This is a genomic window from Lysinibacillus sp. TE18511, from assembly GCF_054062295.1.
Genome location: NZ_JBSSFD010000008.1, coordinates 79,019 through 95,120, shown reverse-complemented (window position 1 = coordinate 95,120; position 16,102 = coordinate 79,019). Strand labels below are relative to the sequence as shown.

Below are 16,102 nucleotides of genomic sequence, written 5' to 3'. Positions count from 1 at the left end.
AACATTTTCAAAACAAAAACGTCTTTACAACTAGATTATAAAGGAGAAAGTTTACATGAAATATATTATCTTTGATTTTGATGGAACATTGGCAGATTCTACGGCAGTGTTAGCATCAGCTTGGAATACAATTGCGCAAAAATATAAATTTAAAGGAATAGAGTTAAAGGAAATTGAATCATTGAAAAAATTATCTATAGCGGAACGAAGTAAATTATTCGACTTTCCTCTGTATAAATTGCCCATGATATTACCTCAGTTTTATCGCTTATATCGCCAGTCATTAAATGATGTTCATCTTTATAACGGTATGAAGGAAGTTCTAATGGAAATTGATAAAAGGGGCTATAAAATCCTTATCATTTCCTCCAATTCACAGGAGAACATTTTAGAATTTCTAAATATGAACGGCATTCATTGTGTGTCAAATGTTCTTTGTTCAAACCGTATTTTTGGTAAAGATAAAGTAATTAAAAAGTTTTTAAAGGACTCAAACATTACACCATCAGAAGTTATATATATTGGTGATGAACAAAGAGACATTGTGGCCTGCAAAAAAGTGGGAGTGCCTATTATTTGGGTTGGTTGGGGATATGACGCTATTGAAGTTGTTCAACAAGAGGAACCCGAGTACAAAGTTGCTACACCACAGGAAATTTTAAACATCATATAAACTAAAAGGATCATAGCGATTAAAGAATCGCTATGACCCTCTTGTTGTTGAAAGAATGAATGTGGCAATGAAATTAAGGTGTCCTAAAATACCGCTGTCACTTCATTTTCTTCGCGCAAACCTTGATAAGTTCCTTTAAAAAAACACTATGACTTTTTCAAGATTTCTACATATTTTTCTGCTGTTCTTATCTCAACAGTAAGAGAATTTTTACTATAGTTAGCTTTTATTAAAAATGGTACATCACTTGTATTTTGGAATCTAAAATCTAAACCACCATAGGAAACCGTAGCATCTCTTCCTTTTGGAACATACCCAACATCTAAGGAATGGTGATGACGTTCTACAAATTTTACTAGTACTTGATCAACCGCGTTAAACAGGGTTGAAGACGTTTGACAAATGCCTCCCCCAATGCCCATCACAACCTTTTTGTTAATGATTTCTGGTGCGGGCTGATAACCATTCGCTTCGTCTCTAGGTCCAACGACTGTATTAAAGGAGAAATTATCTCCACTCCCAACGATCACATTATTGATGGCCTCCGCAGAAAGTTCAATATTTTTATTTCTTCCTATATCAGTGGTACCGAAGTAAGTTGTATAAGATGCGACAACTACTTCTTCTAAATAAGGAATATCTTCAAAAGAATAACCGCTTTCGGTAATATAAAGAGGCAACTCCACTTTACCACCGGTCGCTGATGCTTCTAATATTCTCTCTACTAATTCACTTTCTTTTAAAACAATTAATGGACTCCCTTCCATTACTTTTCCTTGATCATCCAGTTTATCGAGGATCATACGCTTATCATAGCCGGCTGTTTGTTCATTTCCTCTCGCTAACTCTTTTGCTAATTGCTCAATTTGTTTTGTATAGGATTGTACATCACGCTCATAGTCCATTTCTTTCGGTGAAATTGTGTGTATGATTGCTTTGGTAGAAGGGTCCACAATTTCAACAACAACGGGCTCTGTTTGTTGTTCAAAGTTAACAGGCTTTTTTATTTCCCCAACTTCTCGCTCTGACTCTTGAATTTGTTGTTCTAGTTTTTTCTCATCATCCGTTTTCTCCTGACAGCCAACTAGTGTAATTGTGCCGATCATACACAGTATGGCCATCCACTTTTTCTTCAACATCAAACACCTACCTCTATCGTAATACTACAGAGACATCTTATTCGTGTATTGTTGATAGTGTGTTTCTTTTTATCATTTTTATTTGTTTATTAAATGAAAACACTTTACAAAATTGAGTGACGGAGTTTGTATTGAACAGCTATCATGTCATATCTTACCTATAAAGGAAATGTAATAATTATCGGTAGTTCACTTGCCGATAAAATTTCGATTCCTCCACTAGAATTCTTAGCATAAAAAAAGAACTGCCCCATCAGTTTCAACTGATTTTGGAACAGTTCATTGCTCTTATTTTTGGATAAACATTTGTGTCCAGTAATTGCCATCCTTCACATATCCTACACCAATATGTGTATAGCTTTCGCTCAGAATATTCGCTCTGTGACCTGAACTGTTCATCCATGCTTTCACAACTTCTTCTGCTGAGGGTTGACCCATTGCAATATTTTCGCCGGCTGATTTATAAGAAATACCGAAGTTTTTCATCATCGTAAATGGTGTACCGTAAGTTGGGCTTGTGTGATCAAAGTATTTTTTATCATGCATGTCTTGAGATTTATATTTTGCTACTCGTGAAAGCTCCCAATCTTCTTTAAATGCTGGAAGACCTGCCTTCACTCGTTCAGCATTGACAAGTTTCACAACCTCTTGCTCCACGCTTACTTGTTCGTTTGTAGGAATATTAATTTTTTCTCCTGGATTAATTTGATTTGGATTGGCAAGTTGCGGATTCGCATCAATTAGCTCTTGTACACCTGTTTGTGTTTTTGAGGCTATTTTCCAAAGAGTATCCCCAGTTTCTACTGTATATGAATCGGCTGCCATCGCCGCTACTGGAACTAATAATGAAGCTGATAATACTGAAGCTAATGCTACTTTTTTTACTTTGTTAAACATATAATTCATTCCTTCCTGATTCGCTCTATAAACATCGTAAATAGTTTTAGAGCAATATTCATCACTAAATATTTGGAAGGATTTTTACAGTTGTATTACAAGAGATACAGTAGACTAAACAATTACCAATATAGCGCTATTCTTAAGTTCTAATCTTGTAATATAGTTGCAACACTATTGTAACTGGGATATATTACTATAGTTTTCACAAGCAGAATGATAGTTATTATTACCAATACATGTTTTTAATGGCTCATCACCATCACGTGTGGTTGATTTCCGTTCCGGCTAGGACTTATTTACAAGGCATATATCTTAACAAATGTCATCCACTTTTAATGCTAATAAAATCGTAAAGTAAAAAGAAAAATCTTATTTAGCATATTTCACATAGAACCTATAGATTAATACTATATAAATCCAATCATATATAAGGGTGGCAAGTGAAATAATAGTGATCAATGGTGTTCTAAAGTACATATAGAAGCCTACTGCTGCAAACATAGTACCAATCATTTTACACACTGCTATGCCCATTGATTGGCCACTCAAATTCCCTCTTTGGATAAATAAAGCGATAAACAGCCCTGACATCATCAGATTTTGTGAAAATGCAGCATATTTACCTGCTATATCATTGAATTCATGGATCATCGCTAAAATAATAAAAAAACTTACCGCGAGCGTAATGAAAAAAGATGAGTAAAATATCTTTCTTGGAATCATTTTTTTATATTCTTTATAACCATAAAGCAAAAATTGCATCATAATAACGACGTCTAACATAAACCATAAGAAAGTAATGATCCTTTGCAGATCATTTTGTGGATACATAAAGGCAAAGATAAACTCCCAAGAAATATTGGCACAAATTGCGGCCATTGGCATGCCGTATTTCTTATCCTGAAATCCTCGTTTGATAATTAGTATGTAAGTAATAATCCAAAATAGCCCCATGCCTAATTGACAAATCAGTAGGAATTTCTCTTGCGTCATCTATACATACTCCTTCCCTCTATTAATGATTCTTCGATACTATATGTGAAGAATTCTATTTTTTATGTCTAAAAGATCTAAAGAAGGGTATGTAAATATTCAAGGCTTTAAAAAAAGAGTAAGAGGAAGCGCCTATACTTTCATTAATCAATCATATATAGTAAAAAGAGGTGATGATATGAAAACAAAGATTTATTTTGATAACGACCGATTGATCGCGGGTACTACCTTAAAGGATAACATCGAGCTAGAACAAAACAATATGGCACTGCATATATGTGTGAATGAAACGGATGTACTAGAAAATCGAAAAAAATTGGCTGCTACTTTGCATTGTGACTTGGATAATTTTATTTGTACTCAACAAACACATAGTGCTAATTTCCATAAAGTCACGATGTCTGATAAAGGACGTGGCGCTGAGCAAATGGACACTGCTATTGCTAATACCGATGCCCTTTACACATTAGAGCCGAATTTATTTTTATGTAGTTTTACAGCAGATTGCGTACCTGTTATTTTTTATAATGAAGTGAATGGTCTTATTGGCGTGGTTCATTCAGGCTGGCAAGGGACTGTCAAAGAAGTGACATTAAAGCTTTTCCAACATTTAATGGAGCATGAGCATTGTAACCCACAAGATTTTCATGTACAAATCGGTATGGCACTCAGTCAGCAGAAATTTGAAGTGGATGCAGATGTTTATGAAAAATTCAACAACCTTGGCTACGCTGAGGACTTTATGTATTTCAATGCACAAACGAATAAATATCATATCGATAATCAGCAAACTGTCAAAAAACAATGTGAGCTTGCAGGTATTCCTTCTAAGCAGATTTTGATTGATTCAACGTGCACATTCCTTAGCCCAGATGGTTTTTCCTACCGTCAAGATAAACAGGCTGGCAGACATTTAAGCTTTATTATGCGAAAAGAACAGTAAAAGAAAGGGACAATCCAGTTCTCTGTAAAATTAAAGACAAGTGAATGTATTATAAAACAGTAATATCAAGAGGTTGTCTTTAATGTCACACATTATATTAGTACATCACTCATATATAGTGATGTACTTTTTTGTTTGTTAGACCTCTAAATGAACTCACCAACTACCACAACTACCCTCTTCAAGTCCAGACTGCTGCCATTTATTAATTTCTGAATAGCATTTAAATAGATTGTTTCCTTACAAAATCGATAATGTAATCCAATTAACACCCTCCTATCTGGTTATGTTTGATTGCATCATATCATCGTTATAATTATTGGTCACATTTTCATATAAAATAAAATCCATATTGAAAGATGTTACAAAAAATGATGCAACATTTTCAATATGGATTAATTTTTAATGTAATAAAGTACCCAAACTATAACACAATGGTTATTTATTTGGATTTATTAGTTAAGGGTATAGTTTCTGATTGATTATCCCATTTAATTACCGCTTCAATCTTCGAATCCTCTGTAGCATTTGTACATCCGTTCGGCAACGTGAAAGTTCCATTTTCCTCTATTGGCACATCTCCTGATGAATTACTAATGGCATACTCTACTTTTTCTGGAATAGGTTGATTTCCTATAAACTTAATATACCCACTTGTTGGTTGACAGTCAGCAGATTTCTCAACTTCATAATGTACGGCCCAATTTTCGCTTTCTCCATATAATATAAATGTCTCACCTTCACAAGCGGTTAAAAGTAAGAGACTAAAGAAAATTACTAAAAATTTAATTTTCTTGCTAATCATTGATAACACCCTTTCAAATACATATTTTTAATCTATAATTGTGTATTTCTATTAGTTTCTTAACAAAAGTTAAGCATATTTATAAATATTTTACAATGTATAATTCATTAAAAGTATACAATATTTAGAAAATATGTATAATAAGAGATGAATATAGTTGCTATAAACATTTATAAATTTGCTGCAAAGGAGATGAAAGAATAAAACTATTATAAACAGTCTATTAGCACATATTCTCATAGTAGTACTTATAAAAAAGATGAAGTAAGTAATGAAGTTTCGATTACTCATGTTTGTTTTTAGCGCCTTTTTTGTTCTGTCTGTAAGTAAAGTTGCTTTAGCTAACGAAAATGAAGGAAGTTCTACAGTTATTGACTATGAATCGTCTCAATTATCCAATGAGGAATTGTTTCAAAAAGCCTTAGCTGGTGAATTAGTTAACAATGAGCATACTCAAGTATATGTAACTGTTACTGAAAGCGACAGTGAGCAGCCACAAGGACTATTATCAACAACCGAAGAAGATAAAGTAGAAATTACAAAAGTAGAAATCCATAAGGTACTTAGTGAAGAAGCCTTTCCAAATGGTGATGTAATTTCTAAAGGCGAAAGTGAAGTAACTTTATTAGCAGCTGGTTCATTAAGTGAAGACAAGTATCCAGCTTCTTCGAGTGTTGGAGTGAGAATTAAGCTAGATTATGATGGACAGTCATTAGGAGGGTTCTCTACAAGAAAACTTACTAGATACACAGTGACACCACTTAGATCAGACATTGCATTTAGTATGACTAGTTTAGAATATCAAGCAGCTAATTTTGGAACTGGATGGAAAGCAGACGGAACTATGTATGTTGCTTCTGAATATATGCCAAAACAACAAATTACATCTATTGTCTATAATTCACCAATGTCTCATACAACTAATTTTGTGAAATATACACCTATTAATAGCGATGTTATTGCCTCATCAGGAGTTACAGGTAAGTTTTCTTATAGACGTGGGAGCGGTTCAATTTTAACTCATCAATTTGATCTTTCTTGGTAACACCTATTTATATTATTCTTAAAGCACAGTTCACTGTTTCTATATAAACAGTGAGTCTGTGCTTTTTTAGTACATTGTTGATTTAGTTATTGAACAATATACTCAAAGTGTTCAGTAGATCCTCCACTTTTATTTCGGGTAGCGTCAGGAAAATGCGGATTTACAACGTTAAGGAAATTCCCATATTAAAAAAACCAATTTCTCAACATTTATTTTATTTGAGAAATTAGGTTTTTTTCATTGCTCCGTTAAAGCGCCCGATTGTTGAATATTAAAAAACACGATGACTGTAAAATAACTCCACAGTCATTTTGCTAAAGCCTCTTTTAGCTTAATAAGAAATTTTAAGAGCCAACTTCCTAGTCCCAATCCATATAAAAACTCACCTTTAGCTTTTCTTGCCCACAATCTGGACAATTTAGAACATCACTTTGATTAATTTCGTCTAAAGGCTTTGACGGCATTTGTGTATTACATCGAGGACAAGTATGAGTGTTCGTGTAAGATTGAGTTCCTGACTTCATATGTAAATGTACTTTATTTAATAGGTAACAACACTTCTGACAAACATATAGACCGTTGTAGCATTCAAAAGACGTTTCCTTGTTATTAATAAACTCTCTGATGTATTGCCGACCTTCTTCTTCCTCATACCATTCAAAAATCGAACTCAAGTTTATAAACCTAAATCCAATTCCTAAAAAGACATTTTGATTGTAAGAGCAATGTCCGCAGTTCAAATTACAAGCTACTCCCATAAATTTCAAATACCTCTCTTATCAAGTTTAGATGGAAAACAATACAGAGAGATTTTAACACAAATATCCAAATTTTAAAGGTGTTATTCCATAAAATGGCCCGATTGTTGAATAAGAAAAGATCCCGCATATCAACACAGGATCTTTAATCAATCTTTTTTATAAATGATCAATCGTTTATATAAAACTACAATATAAGTTCCTTTTAAATTACTGCAACATTAGATTGATTTAATTGTTGTAGTAAATAGGGTCATTTGTGTTAAAAAAGAGGATAGATTGAGCGAATTTTATTTAAGCTCTTCTATCCTTTTAATTTCTATACATATAATGTGTGACATTAAATAAGAATTCACTATTCAAAATAGTTTCAGCTTAAAACTTGACTTTTAATAAAATTCTCAATGGATTGTCCCTTTTCGATGTGTCTTTTTCACGGATATTCTCTTACATCGCGCTCGTATTTGTTCCTCTTATTAAACCGCTATTAGTTTTTATCATTTTCATAACGATTTTTTCCAATACCAAAAACAAAGTAGCTCATTGTAACGATCGCTAAGAAAATAATTCCTACAATGAGAGAAACTCTTGTATCCTCATTAAACCACATACCAATAAGCACCATTACTAAAAAAGCAATTGTTATATAGTTGGTAAGTGGCGAAAGTGGCATTTTGAATGGATGTTTCGACAGTTGTTCTCCTTTTATTTTTCTAAATCGTATTTGACTTATTAAAATAATAAACCACGGAATCATCCCTGGTAACACACTAGCACTGTAAACATAGACAAATAAATTTTCTGGTGCAATATAGCTTAAAATAACCCCAATGACCAAACCAACTAGCACACCTACAGTGCCAAATATCGGAATCCCATTACTTGAAAGCTTCGCAAAAAATGGAGGTGCTTGTCCATTCATCGCAAGCGTATATAGCATACGTCCCGCACTATAAATTCCACTATTACAACCTGACATTGCAGCTGTAATGACAACAAAATTAATAATCCCTGCCGCAGCAGTAATGCCAACCTTTGCAAACGTTGCAACAAATGGGCTACCAATCGTACCTAATTCATCCCACGGATAAACGGTCACAATGACAAAGATTGCACCAATATAAAATATTAAAATACGCCAAATAATACTTTGAATCGCGTTAGTAATCGTTTTTTGAGGATTTTTCGCTTCCCCTGCTGTAATCCCAATAAGTTCAACACCTTGATAAGCGGCAACGACTAATGATAGAGCGAAGAAGAAGCCCGACCAACCGCCTGTAAAGAAACCTCCATGATTCCATAGATTCGATAATCCGATTGCAATGCCATCATTACCAATCCCAAAGAAAATGAGACCAAAACCGGCAACAATCATTAATATAATCGTGACAATCTTAATCATAGCAAACCAAAATTCAAATTCTCCAAAAGATTTAACAGAAATAAAGTTGGCAACACCTAAAATTACCATTGCAATTAAACCCGGAATCCATGCTGGTAAATCTGGATACCAATATTGCATATATGTTCCTACTGCAATAATTTCTGACATCCCAACAATAACCCACTGGAACCAATTACTCCACGCCGTTAAATAACCAGCTAATGGATGAATATATTTATAGCCAAATGTTGCAAAGGAACCTGTACTAGGCTCCATATAGAGCATCTCTCCCATAGCTCGCATAATGAAAAAAATAAAAATACCTGCAATTGCATATGCAAGGAGCACGGAAGGCCCTGTCCACTGAATAGCACTTGCAGAACCCATAAATAGACCCACGCCAATTGTACCTCCAAGAGCAATCATCTGGATATGACGTGCCTCTAAACCTCTTTTTAATTCTTTATTTGCCACTCAAATAACGCCTCTTTCTCTGATGTTCTTTCTACGATGAATTATTTTTTAATAATAATAAATTATTTTGAAAAATACAATTGTATTTTTAGGAAAAACACGCTTGAGGGCTATAAAACAAGGATTTAAATCCATTCTTTCGTGGGATTCTATTAATTCTATCCATCAGTTTGAAGGTTCTATCCACCACTTTAGCGGAGCTATCCACCATTTTAACGGTTCTATCCACGACTTTAGCGGGCCTATCCACCATTTTGACGGGGCTATCCACGACTTCGATGGGGCTATCCGTCACTTTGAAGATTCTATCCGTCACTTTAGCGGGCCTATCCACCATTTTGACGGTTCTATCCACCACTTTAGCGGGGCTATCCGTCACTTTGAGGGTTCTATCCACGACTTTAGCGGAGCTATCCACCATTTTAACGGTTCTATCCACGACTTTAGCGGGCCTATCCACCATTTTGACGGGGCTATCCGTCACTTTGAAGATTCTATCCGTCACTTTAAAGGGTCTAACCGCTATCTATTTTCATTACGTAAAAAAAACTCTATCGCATCATCTAAGGATGAATGGGATAGAGTTTACTTTGTTACTGCAATAACGTCTGTTCTTGGAGCTTTGCAGAGAAGTATTTGCGTGCATCTGCTGTTAAAATTTGCAATAGCATAACCTCTTCTTGACGCGCAAATTCTACAAACATTCCACTTAAATTTTCATAAACATATTGGATTTTAAAGCCGCTATCCAAATATTGATCTATCTTTTTTATTTCTTCTGTGCTTTGTTGGTATTCTGACATGCCATCACCTCACCTTTCGATTTAGGGTGTCTACATTAATCGGCACCTTTTACTTCTAATAGCGGATCTGGTTGCTCAATGATATCATCCTCAGTTGGCACAGGCACTTGTTGCTGCCCAAATAATTCGTCCAAATTATGACCAGCTGTAATACCTAAATACTTTGCATCACTTGGATCTTCTAGCTCAGCTTGAGGGTACTTTTTAAACCACCAATACTTCGCTAATACATAATAGACAAATGCTCCTACAAAGAACCCTACTAAGGAAGAATAAGTGGCGAAAACATTGGCAACTGCCCCACCAATAATCCAAGCGATTAAACCAGCTAAGTTAAAGCCATTCCAATACTTAAATTGACCTTCTAATTCATACAGTTCTCTTACATGCACACGGCGTTTACGGATTAAATAATAATCAGCAAATAAAATACCGACAATCGCTGTTAAAATACCTCCGATAATTAATAGTGCATTTACTAATACACCAAATAAACTCCATGGCTGTGCAAGAATACCAATTATCCCCGCAATAACAACCCCAACCCAAAACGGTACTTTGGGGCCGCCGATATTTGAGAAAATTGTTGCCGCTGGGATAACATTTGCAGAAGTATTAGTTGACCATTGGGCTAACACAATCATTAACAGTAAGATTCCTAAAATAAAGCCACTAGCACTTTGCTGTAATGCATTTATCGGATCCGCAGAGGCAACTGCCATATAGCACACAGCACCAATCGTCACGATAAAGGTATTTGTAATCGGCATGACGATTAATGAACCAACTAACTGTGTTTTATTGCGTTTAAACCAATTACGTTCATTTTTTGGTGCTTTAAAGTAACGTGAAAGTGAAGGCATATCCGCTGCTAACGTGGACCAAAAGCCCATATTTGCCATGATGACTACCATAAATGCGGTAAAAGCAGCGAAACCAGTTGTCGGCGTCTCTACCCACGTCCAAATATTCTTTCCTTGAGCTACAGCATGATCTGCCAATGTATAATACATCCAGCAAGAAATTAAGATAATAATTGGCGCTGCTAAATCCGCAAATCGCTCAATCGATTTAATTCCTAGCGACGTATTAAAGAGTTGGAGTGCTGCAAAGACAATGAAACAGATAAACCAATTATCATAACCAAAAAGTAAATTCAAAATGCCGTTTATTGCAAGTGCTCCAAAATAAGTGTTCAGACCGAACCAACATGCAGCCGTTACCCCTCGGACAAGTGACGGAATATGTGTACCAAATGTACCGAATGGAGCACGCATATACACTGGGAATGATAAACCATGTTCGACCCCTATATCACCAATTAACGTCATAAATACACCAATTAAACAAGAGCCAATCAATGTTGCTAAAATCACCATTGGTAATGGTAAGCTCATGATTGCTGAACCACCAATTGCAAAAGCTGCTAAAACAATGGCCATTCCTATCCAAATTACTGCAAAACCAAATGTTCCAATATTTCTTTGTTGATGTGTCACTGGAAGTAAATCTGGGGATTTTAAATAATTCCCTTCACGTTCCATATACTCTCTCCTTTTTTGTTCAATTTCCGTGACAACTACATGAGGCGCCTTCCTTCAACATTTCAACAGGAAGGTGGAATTTCAGTTTATTTGAAAGCTTATTTACTTAGATAGACTGCTAATTAGAGCTTGACGTTCATTCCAAGTCATTGGTGGAACAGAAGATTTACGTTCAACCATTGTTATAGCACCATCTACAGGACAGACGATTGAGCATAAATTACAGCCTACACAATCTTCCTCTCGAACTTTCAGCATTGGTCGACCATCTTCTGAATATAAATCGATACATTGATGCGAAGTATCTTCACATGCAATATGACACTTATTACAGTTAATACAAACATCGTTATTAATTTCAGCCACGATTTTATAATTTAAATCCAAGTCACCCCAATTAGAATATCTGGAAACTGAGCGACCCACTAAATCCATGACAGAGGCAATGCCTTTATCATCTAAATAGTTATTAAGTCCATCAATCATATCTTCAACAATACTAAAGCCATGATGCATCGCTGCTGTACAAACTTGAACGCCCGTAGCTCCCATTAAGATAAACTCGGCAGCATCTTGCCAGTTGGATATACCACCAATGCCCGAAATTGGAACATTGACTAATGGATTACGTGCACACTCTGCAACCATATTGAGTGCAATTGGTTTCACGGCAGGACCACAATAGCCTCCATGTGCACCCTTTCCTGCTACATGAGGAACTGTATTCCATGTATCTAAATCGACACCGGCTAAACTGTTAATTGTATTAATCATACTAACGGCATCTGCTCCACCTCTTGTGGCCGCTTCTGCTGTTACCGTAATGTCGGTAATGTTTGGCGTTAACTTCACAATGACTGGTGTTTTCGCTGCCTCTTTCACCCAGTACGTTTGCTTTTCCACCAACTCAGGCACTTGACCAGAGGCAGAGCCCATTCCTCGTTCTGCCATCCCATGTGGACAACCAAAGTTAAGCTCAAGGCCATCGACTCCCACATCTTCTACTCGTTTAACAATCTCATGCCATTTTTCTTGTTTTGGCTCCACCATTAAAGAAGCGATGATTGCGTGATGTGGAAACCTTTTTTTAGTTTCATAGATTTCTTGTAAATTTACCTCTAACGGTCGATCCGTAATCAGTTCAATATTATTGAAGCCAGCTACTCTTTGTCCGTTAAAGCTAACAGCTGCAAAGCGTGAAGAAACATTTAAAATCGGATCCCCTAATGTTTTCCATACAGCTCCACCCCACCCCGCTTCAAATGCGCGTTGTACTTGATAACCTGAATTCGTTGGTGGTGCTGAGGCAAGCCAAAATGGATTGGGCGATTTGATGCCCGCTAAGTCAATGCGTAAGTCAGCCATATTAGTTCCTCCCTTATGCAATCTCACTTGGTTTCATCAATTATGCCTCGGCATAATTGCGTCCAGAATCGGCTTTGTGCTTAGGCCTGCACGATGCAGGTTAGTTAGCCGTTATCGCATGGATGCGATGATTTTAGGCTAACATCCCCTAAGAACTCCATTCCGATTCTGTGACATCCGCCGGAGGCATTGGGCCAACATGATGTTGGTCACTCAGTCGTTGCCACAGGACGTGGCGTTCTTAGACTGAGTTCCTCTATTTCAGCGGATATTGGGACACCTGCTGAAAGTAACTTAAACTTGCATTCACCTCACCACCTATAGAGGTGGGAGACTTCTGCAACTCATCTGTACCTGTCGCTACGCTTTCGGTACAAAAGACACTTTGCTGAAAGAAGTTAAACGTTCATGGATCTTATATGCTGCGTCTTTTCCTTGCTGTACAGCTGTAACTACCATCGCCTCGCCCTGTCCATTTCCGAAGACGACATCTCCACATGCAAATACTTTGTCATTCGAGGTTTGCATTGTCGTTTCATCAATATCCACAACACCATTTGTATGCTGTAAACCAAAAGCTTCGATCAATGACACAAAACGTGTTTGACCAATTGCCTTAATGACAGCGTCCACTTCAATAATAAAGTTGGAGCCTTCAACTTCCTCAGGTCTTTGACGACCATCTGCCCCCGCTTCACCGAGCTTCATTTTTACACATTCAATGCCTACTACCTTGCCTGCCTCATTACCAATAATTTTTTTCGGTGCTGTTAGCCACTTAAATTCAACACCATCCTGCTTGGCAAATTCATATTCGAATTTGTATGCAGTCATTTCTTTTTGTGTTCTTCTATAAAGAATTTGAACATTGTCAGCACCTAAACGTACAGCACATGTAGCACCATCAATCGCGGTATTTCCGGCTCCAATAACAGCTACTTGCTTCCCAACTATTTCTTTTGTAAGCGTTCCCATTTTTGTATTCCTAACAAACTCGATGGCATCATGTACGCCATCTAGCTCTTCCCCTTCAATGCCCAAATTCGGTACAGCTCCCATACCAACCGCCAAAATAATACTATTATATTGCTCTAAAATCTCATCCGCAGAAATATCAACACCGACAGCTGTATTCGTTTTGATTTCCACACCAAGCTTTTCAATTTGCTCGACCTCCCAATCAACGACTTCGTTTGGTAGGCGGAACGACACAATACCATAGCTACCTAAACCACCAGCTTTTGATTCAGCTTCATAGATTGTGACAGCATAGCCTAAACGACTAAGTTCACGAGCTGCAGATAAGCCAGCAGGTCCTGCACCAATAATCGCTACCTTCTGACCATTACTTTGCCCTTGCTTAAATAGCTGAGCATTTGTTTCCATTGCCCAATCTGTTGCATAGCGCTGTAACTCTCCGATTTTAATTGGCTTTGTTGAGGAATTTAGCACACACGCCCCTTCACATAGTTCCTCTGTTGGACAAACTCTTGCACAGCTTGCACCAATTGGATTTGCTTCTAATATAGTCGTAGCAGAGCCCTTCATATTACCAGAAGCAATTTTTTTTATGAAATTTGGGATTTGAATACTCGTTGGGCAAGCTTTAATACATGGTGCATCATAGCAATACAGGCATCGATTAGCTTCCTCCATTGCCTCATTCTTTGTCATCTTGCTCGTCAATTCCACAAAATTACGTCTTAGCTGTAAGGCCATTGGATTTTCTTGAATCGGAACCATTTCCACATCCCCCTCATGTGTTCATCTTTTCCGTAAAGTAATTTACGAAACCGATTGCTTTGTTCTCCATCCAAAGCAATCGGCCATTCGGTCATAAACTGAAAGAAGAAGCTAAATGTTTAGTGCTTCTGCAGCTGCTGTTTTTAATGGACGTTTTATATATTGCCCACTACCTAGTACACCAACAAATTCTTTATTTTTAATGACATACTCTCCGCGTACGAGTACACTGACTGGTTCGCCTGTTACTTCCCAACCTTCATATGGGTTATAATCCACATTCATATGGTGCGTTTTAGCCGAGATTTCTCGTTTGGCCTCTGGATCAAAAATAACGATATCGGCATCTGAACCGATGGCAATCGTTCCTTTTTGTGGGAATAGACCAAATATTTTTGCCGCACTAGTAGAAATCATATCGACGAACTCATTGATAGAAATTTTTCCTTTTGCTACACCTTCTGAATATAAAATACTGAAGCGATCTTCAATAAAAGGCCCACCGTTAGGAATTTTAGAAAAATCATTTAATCCTAATTGCTTTTTGCCCTTAAAACTAAACGAGCATTGATCAGAGCCAATCGTTTGTAGCTGCTTCGCTTTTAGCGCATTCCATAAATGTTCCTGATGATATTTTGGACGAAGCGGTGGGGACCAAACATATTTCGCACCCTCAAAGCCTGGTTGTGCTAAAGCAGATTGATCTAAAGTTAAATAAGGTGGGCAAGTTTCACCATAGACGTTATAGCCCTTTTCACGCGCTGCAATGATTTCGTCTACTGCCTCTTTACAAGTTACATGAACGACATAAAGAGTAGCGCCGGCGATATGGGCTAACTCAATCGCACGTTTTGTCGCTTCGCCCTCTAACTCAGCTGGACGAGTGAGTGCATGATAAATTGGCTCCTTATGACCTGCACGTCTAGCCTCTTCTACAAGCTCATCAATAACAGAACCATTTTCACAATGCACCATCACAACAGCACCAAGGTCTTTCGCTATTTTAAACGCCTTGAAAAGCGTGCGATCTGTCGCTTGAAATTCTTTTGCATAAGCCATAAAAACCTTTACGGAAGTAATACCCTCTTGCTCTAAAATTTGCGGTAATTCAGCTTCCGTTTCAGGGGTTAAATCACCAATCATTAAATGGAATCCATAGTCGATGGCTGATTTTCCTTTCGCCTTGTCATGCCACTTTTCAACGGCAGCTGAAAGTTTTTCCTCACCAGCCGTTAAGCAGAAGTCTAGAATAGTGGTTGTCCCACCGAAAGCCGCCGCAATTGTACCAGATCTCCAATCATCATCTGTCACTGTATTATTAAATGGCATATCTAAATGTGTATGCGGATCGATTCCTCCTGGCATCACATATTTACCAATAGCATCAATAATTTCTGCCCCTGCGTCCGTTAAGTTTTTGCCAATTTGAACAATTTTTCCGTTCTCTATTAAAATATCTGCCTCAAAAATATCCGCAGCCGTCGCTACTCGTCCACCTTTAATAATCTTCTTCATGCTGCCCCTCACCCTTCG

The 16,102-nt window shown here is 37.0% G+C and carries 14 protein-coding genes; 4 read left to right on the top strand and 10 right to left on the bottom strand.

Features of this window, described 5'->3' with window-relative positions; translation table 11 throughout:
* The first annotated feature begins 55 nt into the window (after window positions 1-55).
* Window positions 56-673, top strand: coding sequence for an HAD hydrolase-like protein (locus tag ACVWXS_RS08450; protein WP_456957572.1), 618 nt, complete (start codon window positions 56-58; stop codon window positions 671-673).
* A 146-nt stretch (window positions 674-819) separates the two neighbouring features.
* On the opposite strand, the gene ACVWXS_RS08445 is transcribed toward ACVWXS_RS08450, so the two are convergent.
* From ACVWXS_RS08445 to ACVWXS_RS08435, 3 genes are all read right to left on the bottom strand, one after another.
* Window positions 820-1,812, bottom strand: coding sequence for a VanW family protein (locus tag ACVWXS_RS08445; RefSeq protein WP_456957570.1), 993 nt, complete (start codon window positions 1,810-1,812; stop codon window positions 820-822).
* A gap of 288 nt (window positions 1,813-2,100) precedes the next feature.
* Window positions 2,101-2,709 (bottom strand): SafA/ExsA family spore coat assembly protein, encoded by a 609-nt coding sequence (safA, locus tag ACVWXS_RS08440; protein WP_456957568.1) that lies wholly within the window; start codon window positions 2,707-2,709, stop codon window positions 2,101-2,103.
* 372 nt (window positions 2,710-3,081) lie between these two features.
* The gene (locus ACVWXS_RS08435; RefSeq protein WP_456957566.1) at window positions 3,082-3,705 is read right to left on the bottom strand and encodes a transmembrane-type terpene cyclase; all 624 of its coding nucleotides are present in this window, start codon (window positions 3,703-3,705) and stop codon (window positions 3,082-3,084) included.
* Between the two features lie 178 nt (window positions 3,706-3,883).
* On the opposite strand from ACVWXS_RS08435, the gene pgeF reads away from it, so the two are divergent.
* A complete protein-coding gene (pgeF, locus tag ACVWXS_RS08430) occupies window positions 3,884-4,648 on the top strand; it encodes a peptidoglycan editing factor PgeF (RefSeq protein ID WP_456957564.1) in 765 nt (254 codons plus the stop codon).
* Between the two features lie 442 nt (window positions 4,649-5,090).
* Here pgeF and ACVWXS_RS08425 read toward each other — a convergent pair whose 3' ends face one another.
* The gene (locus tag ACVWXS_RS08425; RefSeq protein WP_423472196.1) at window positions 5,091-5,453 is read right to left on the bottom strand and encodes a hypothetical protein; all 363 of its coding nucleotides are present in this window, start codon (window positions 5,451-5,453) and stop codon (window positions 5,091-5,093) included.
* 271 nt (window positions 5,454-5,724) lie between these two features.
* Between ACVWXS_RS08425 and ACVWXS_RS08420 the strand changes: the two genes are divergently transcribed.
* Window positions 5,725-6,498, top strand: coding sequence for a hypothetical protein (locus ACVWXS_RS08420; RefSeq protein WP_456957562.1), 774 nt, complete (start codon window positions 5,725-5,727; stop codon window positions 6,496-6,498).
* Between the two features lie 1,245 nt (window positions 6,499-7,743).
* On the opposite strand, the gene ACVWXS_RS08415 is transcribed toward ACVWXS_RS08420, so the two are convergent.
* On the bottom strand, window positions 7,744-9,114 hold the full coding sequence (locus ACVWXS_RS08415) for an amino acid permease (RefSeq protein ID WP_456957560.1): 1,371 nt from the start codon (window positions 9,112-9,114) through the stop codon (window positions 7,744-7,746).
* Between the two features lie 67 nt (window positions 9,115-9,181).
* Between ACVWXS_RS08415 and ACVWXS_RS08410 the strand changes: the two genes are divergently transcribed.
* Window positions 9,182-9,787, top strand: coding sequence for a hypothetical protein (locus tag ACVWXS_RS08410; RefSeq protein WP_456957558.1), 606 nt, complete (start codon window positions 9,182-9,184; stop codon window positions 9,785-9,787).
* Here ACVWXS_RS08410 and ACVWXS_RS08405 read toward each other — a convergent pair.
* The 5 genes from ACVWXS_RS08405 to hydA form a co-directional block, all read right to left on the bottom strand.
* Window positions 9,708-9,917 (bottom strand): hypothetical protein, encoded by a 210-nt coding sequence (locus ACVWXS_RS08405; protein ID WP_456957557.1) that lies wholly within the window; start codon window positions 9,915-9,917, stop codon window positions 9,708-9,710. The genes ACVWXS_RS08410 and ACVWXS_RS08405 overlap by 80 nt on opposite strands.
* A gap of 35 nt (window positions 9,918-9,952) precedes the next feature.
* Complete coding sequence (locus ACVWXS_RS08400; protein ID WP_456957555.1) at window positions 9,953-11,461, bottom strand: NCS1 family transporter; 1,509 nt, start codon at window positions 11,459-11,461, stop codon at window positions 9,953-9,955.
* A 102-nt stretch (window positions 11,462-11,563) separates the two neighbouring features.
* Entirely contained in the window at window positions 11,564-12,826 is a 1,263-nt protein-coding gene (gene preA, locus ACVWXS_RS08395) for an NAD-dependent dihydropyrimidine dehydrogenase subunit PreA (protein WP_456957553.1), read from the bottom strand.
* A 360-nt stretch (window positions 12,827-13,186) separates the two neighbouring features.
* Window positions 13,187-14,569, bottom strand: a complete 1,383-nt coding sequence (locus tag ACVWXS_RS08390) for an NAD(P)-dependent oxidoreductase (RefSeq protein WP_456957551.1) — start codon at window positions 14,567-14,569, stop codon at window positions 13,187-13,189.
* Between the two features lie 111 nt (window positions 14,570-14,680).
* Window positions 14,681-16,084, bottom strand: coding sequence for a dihydropyrimidinase (gene hydA / locus ACVWXS_RS08385; protein WP_456957549.1), 1,404 nt, complete (start codon window positions 16,082-16,084; stop codon window positions 14,681-14,683).
* Between the last annotated feature and the right edge of the window lie 18 nt (window positions 16,085-16,102).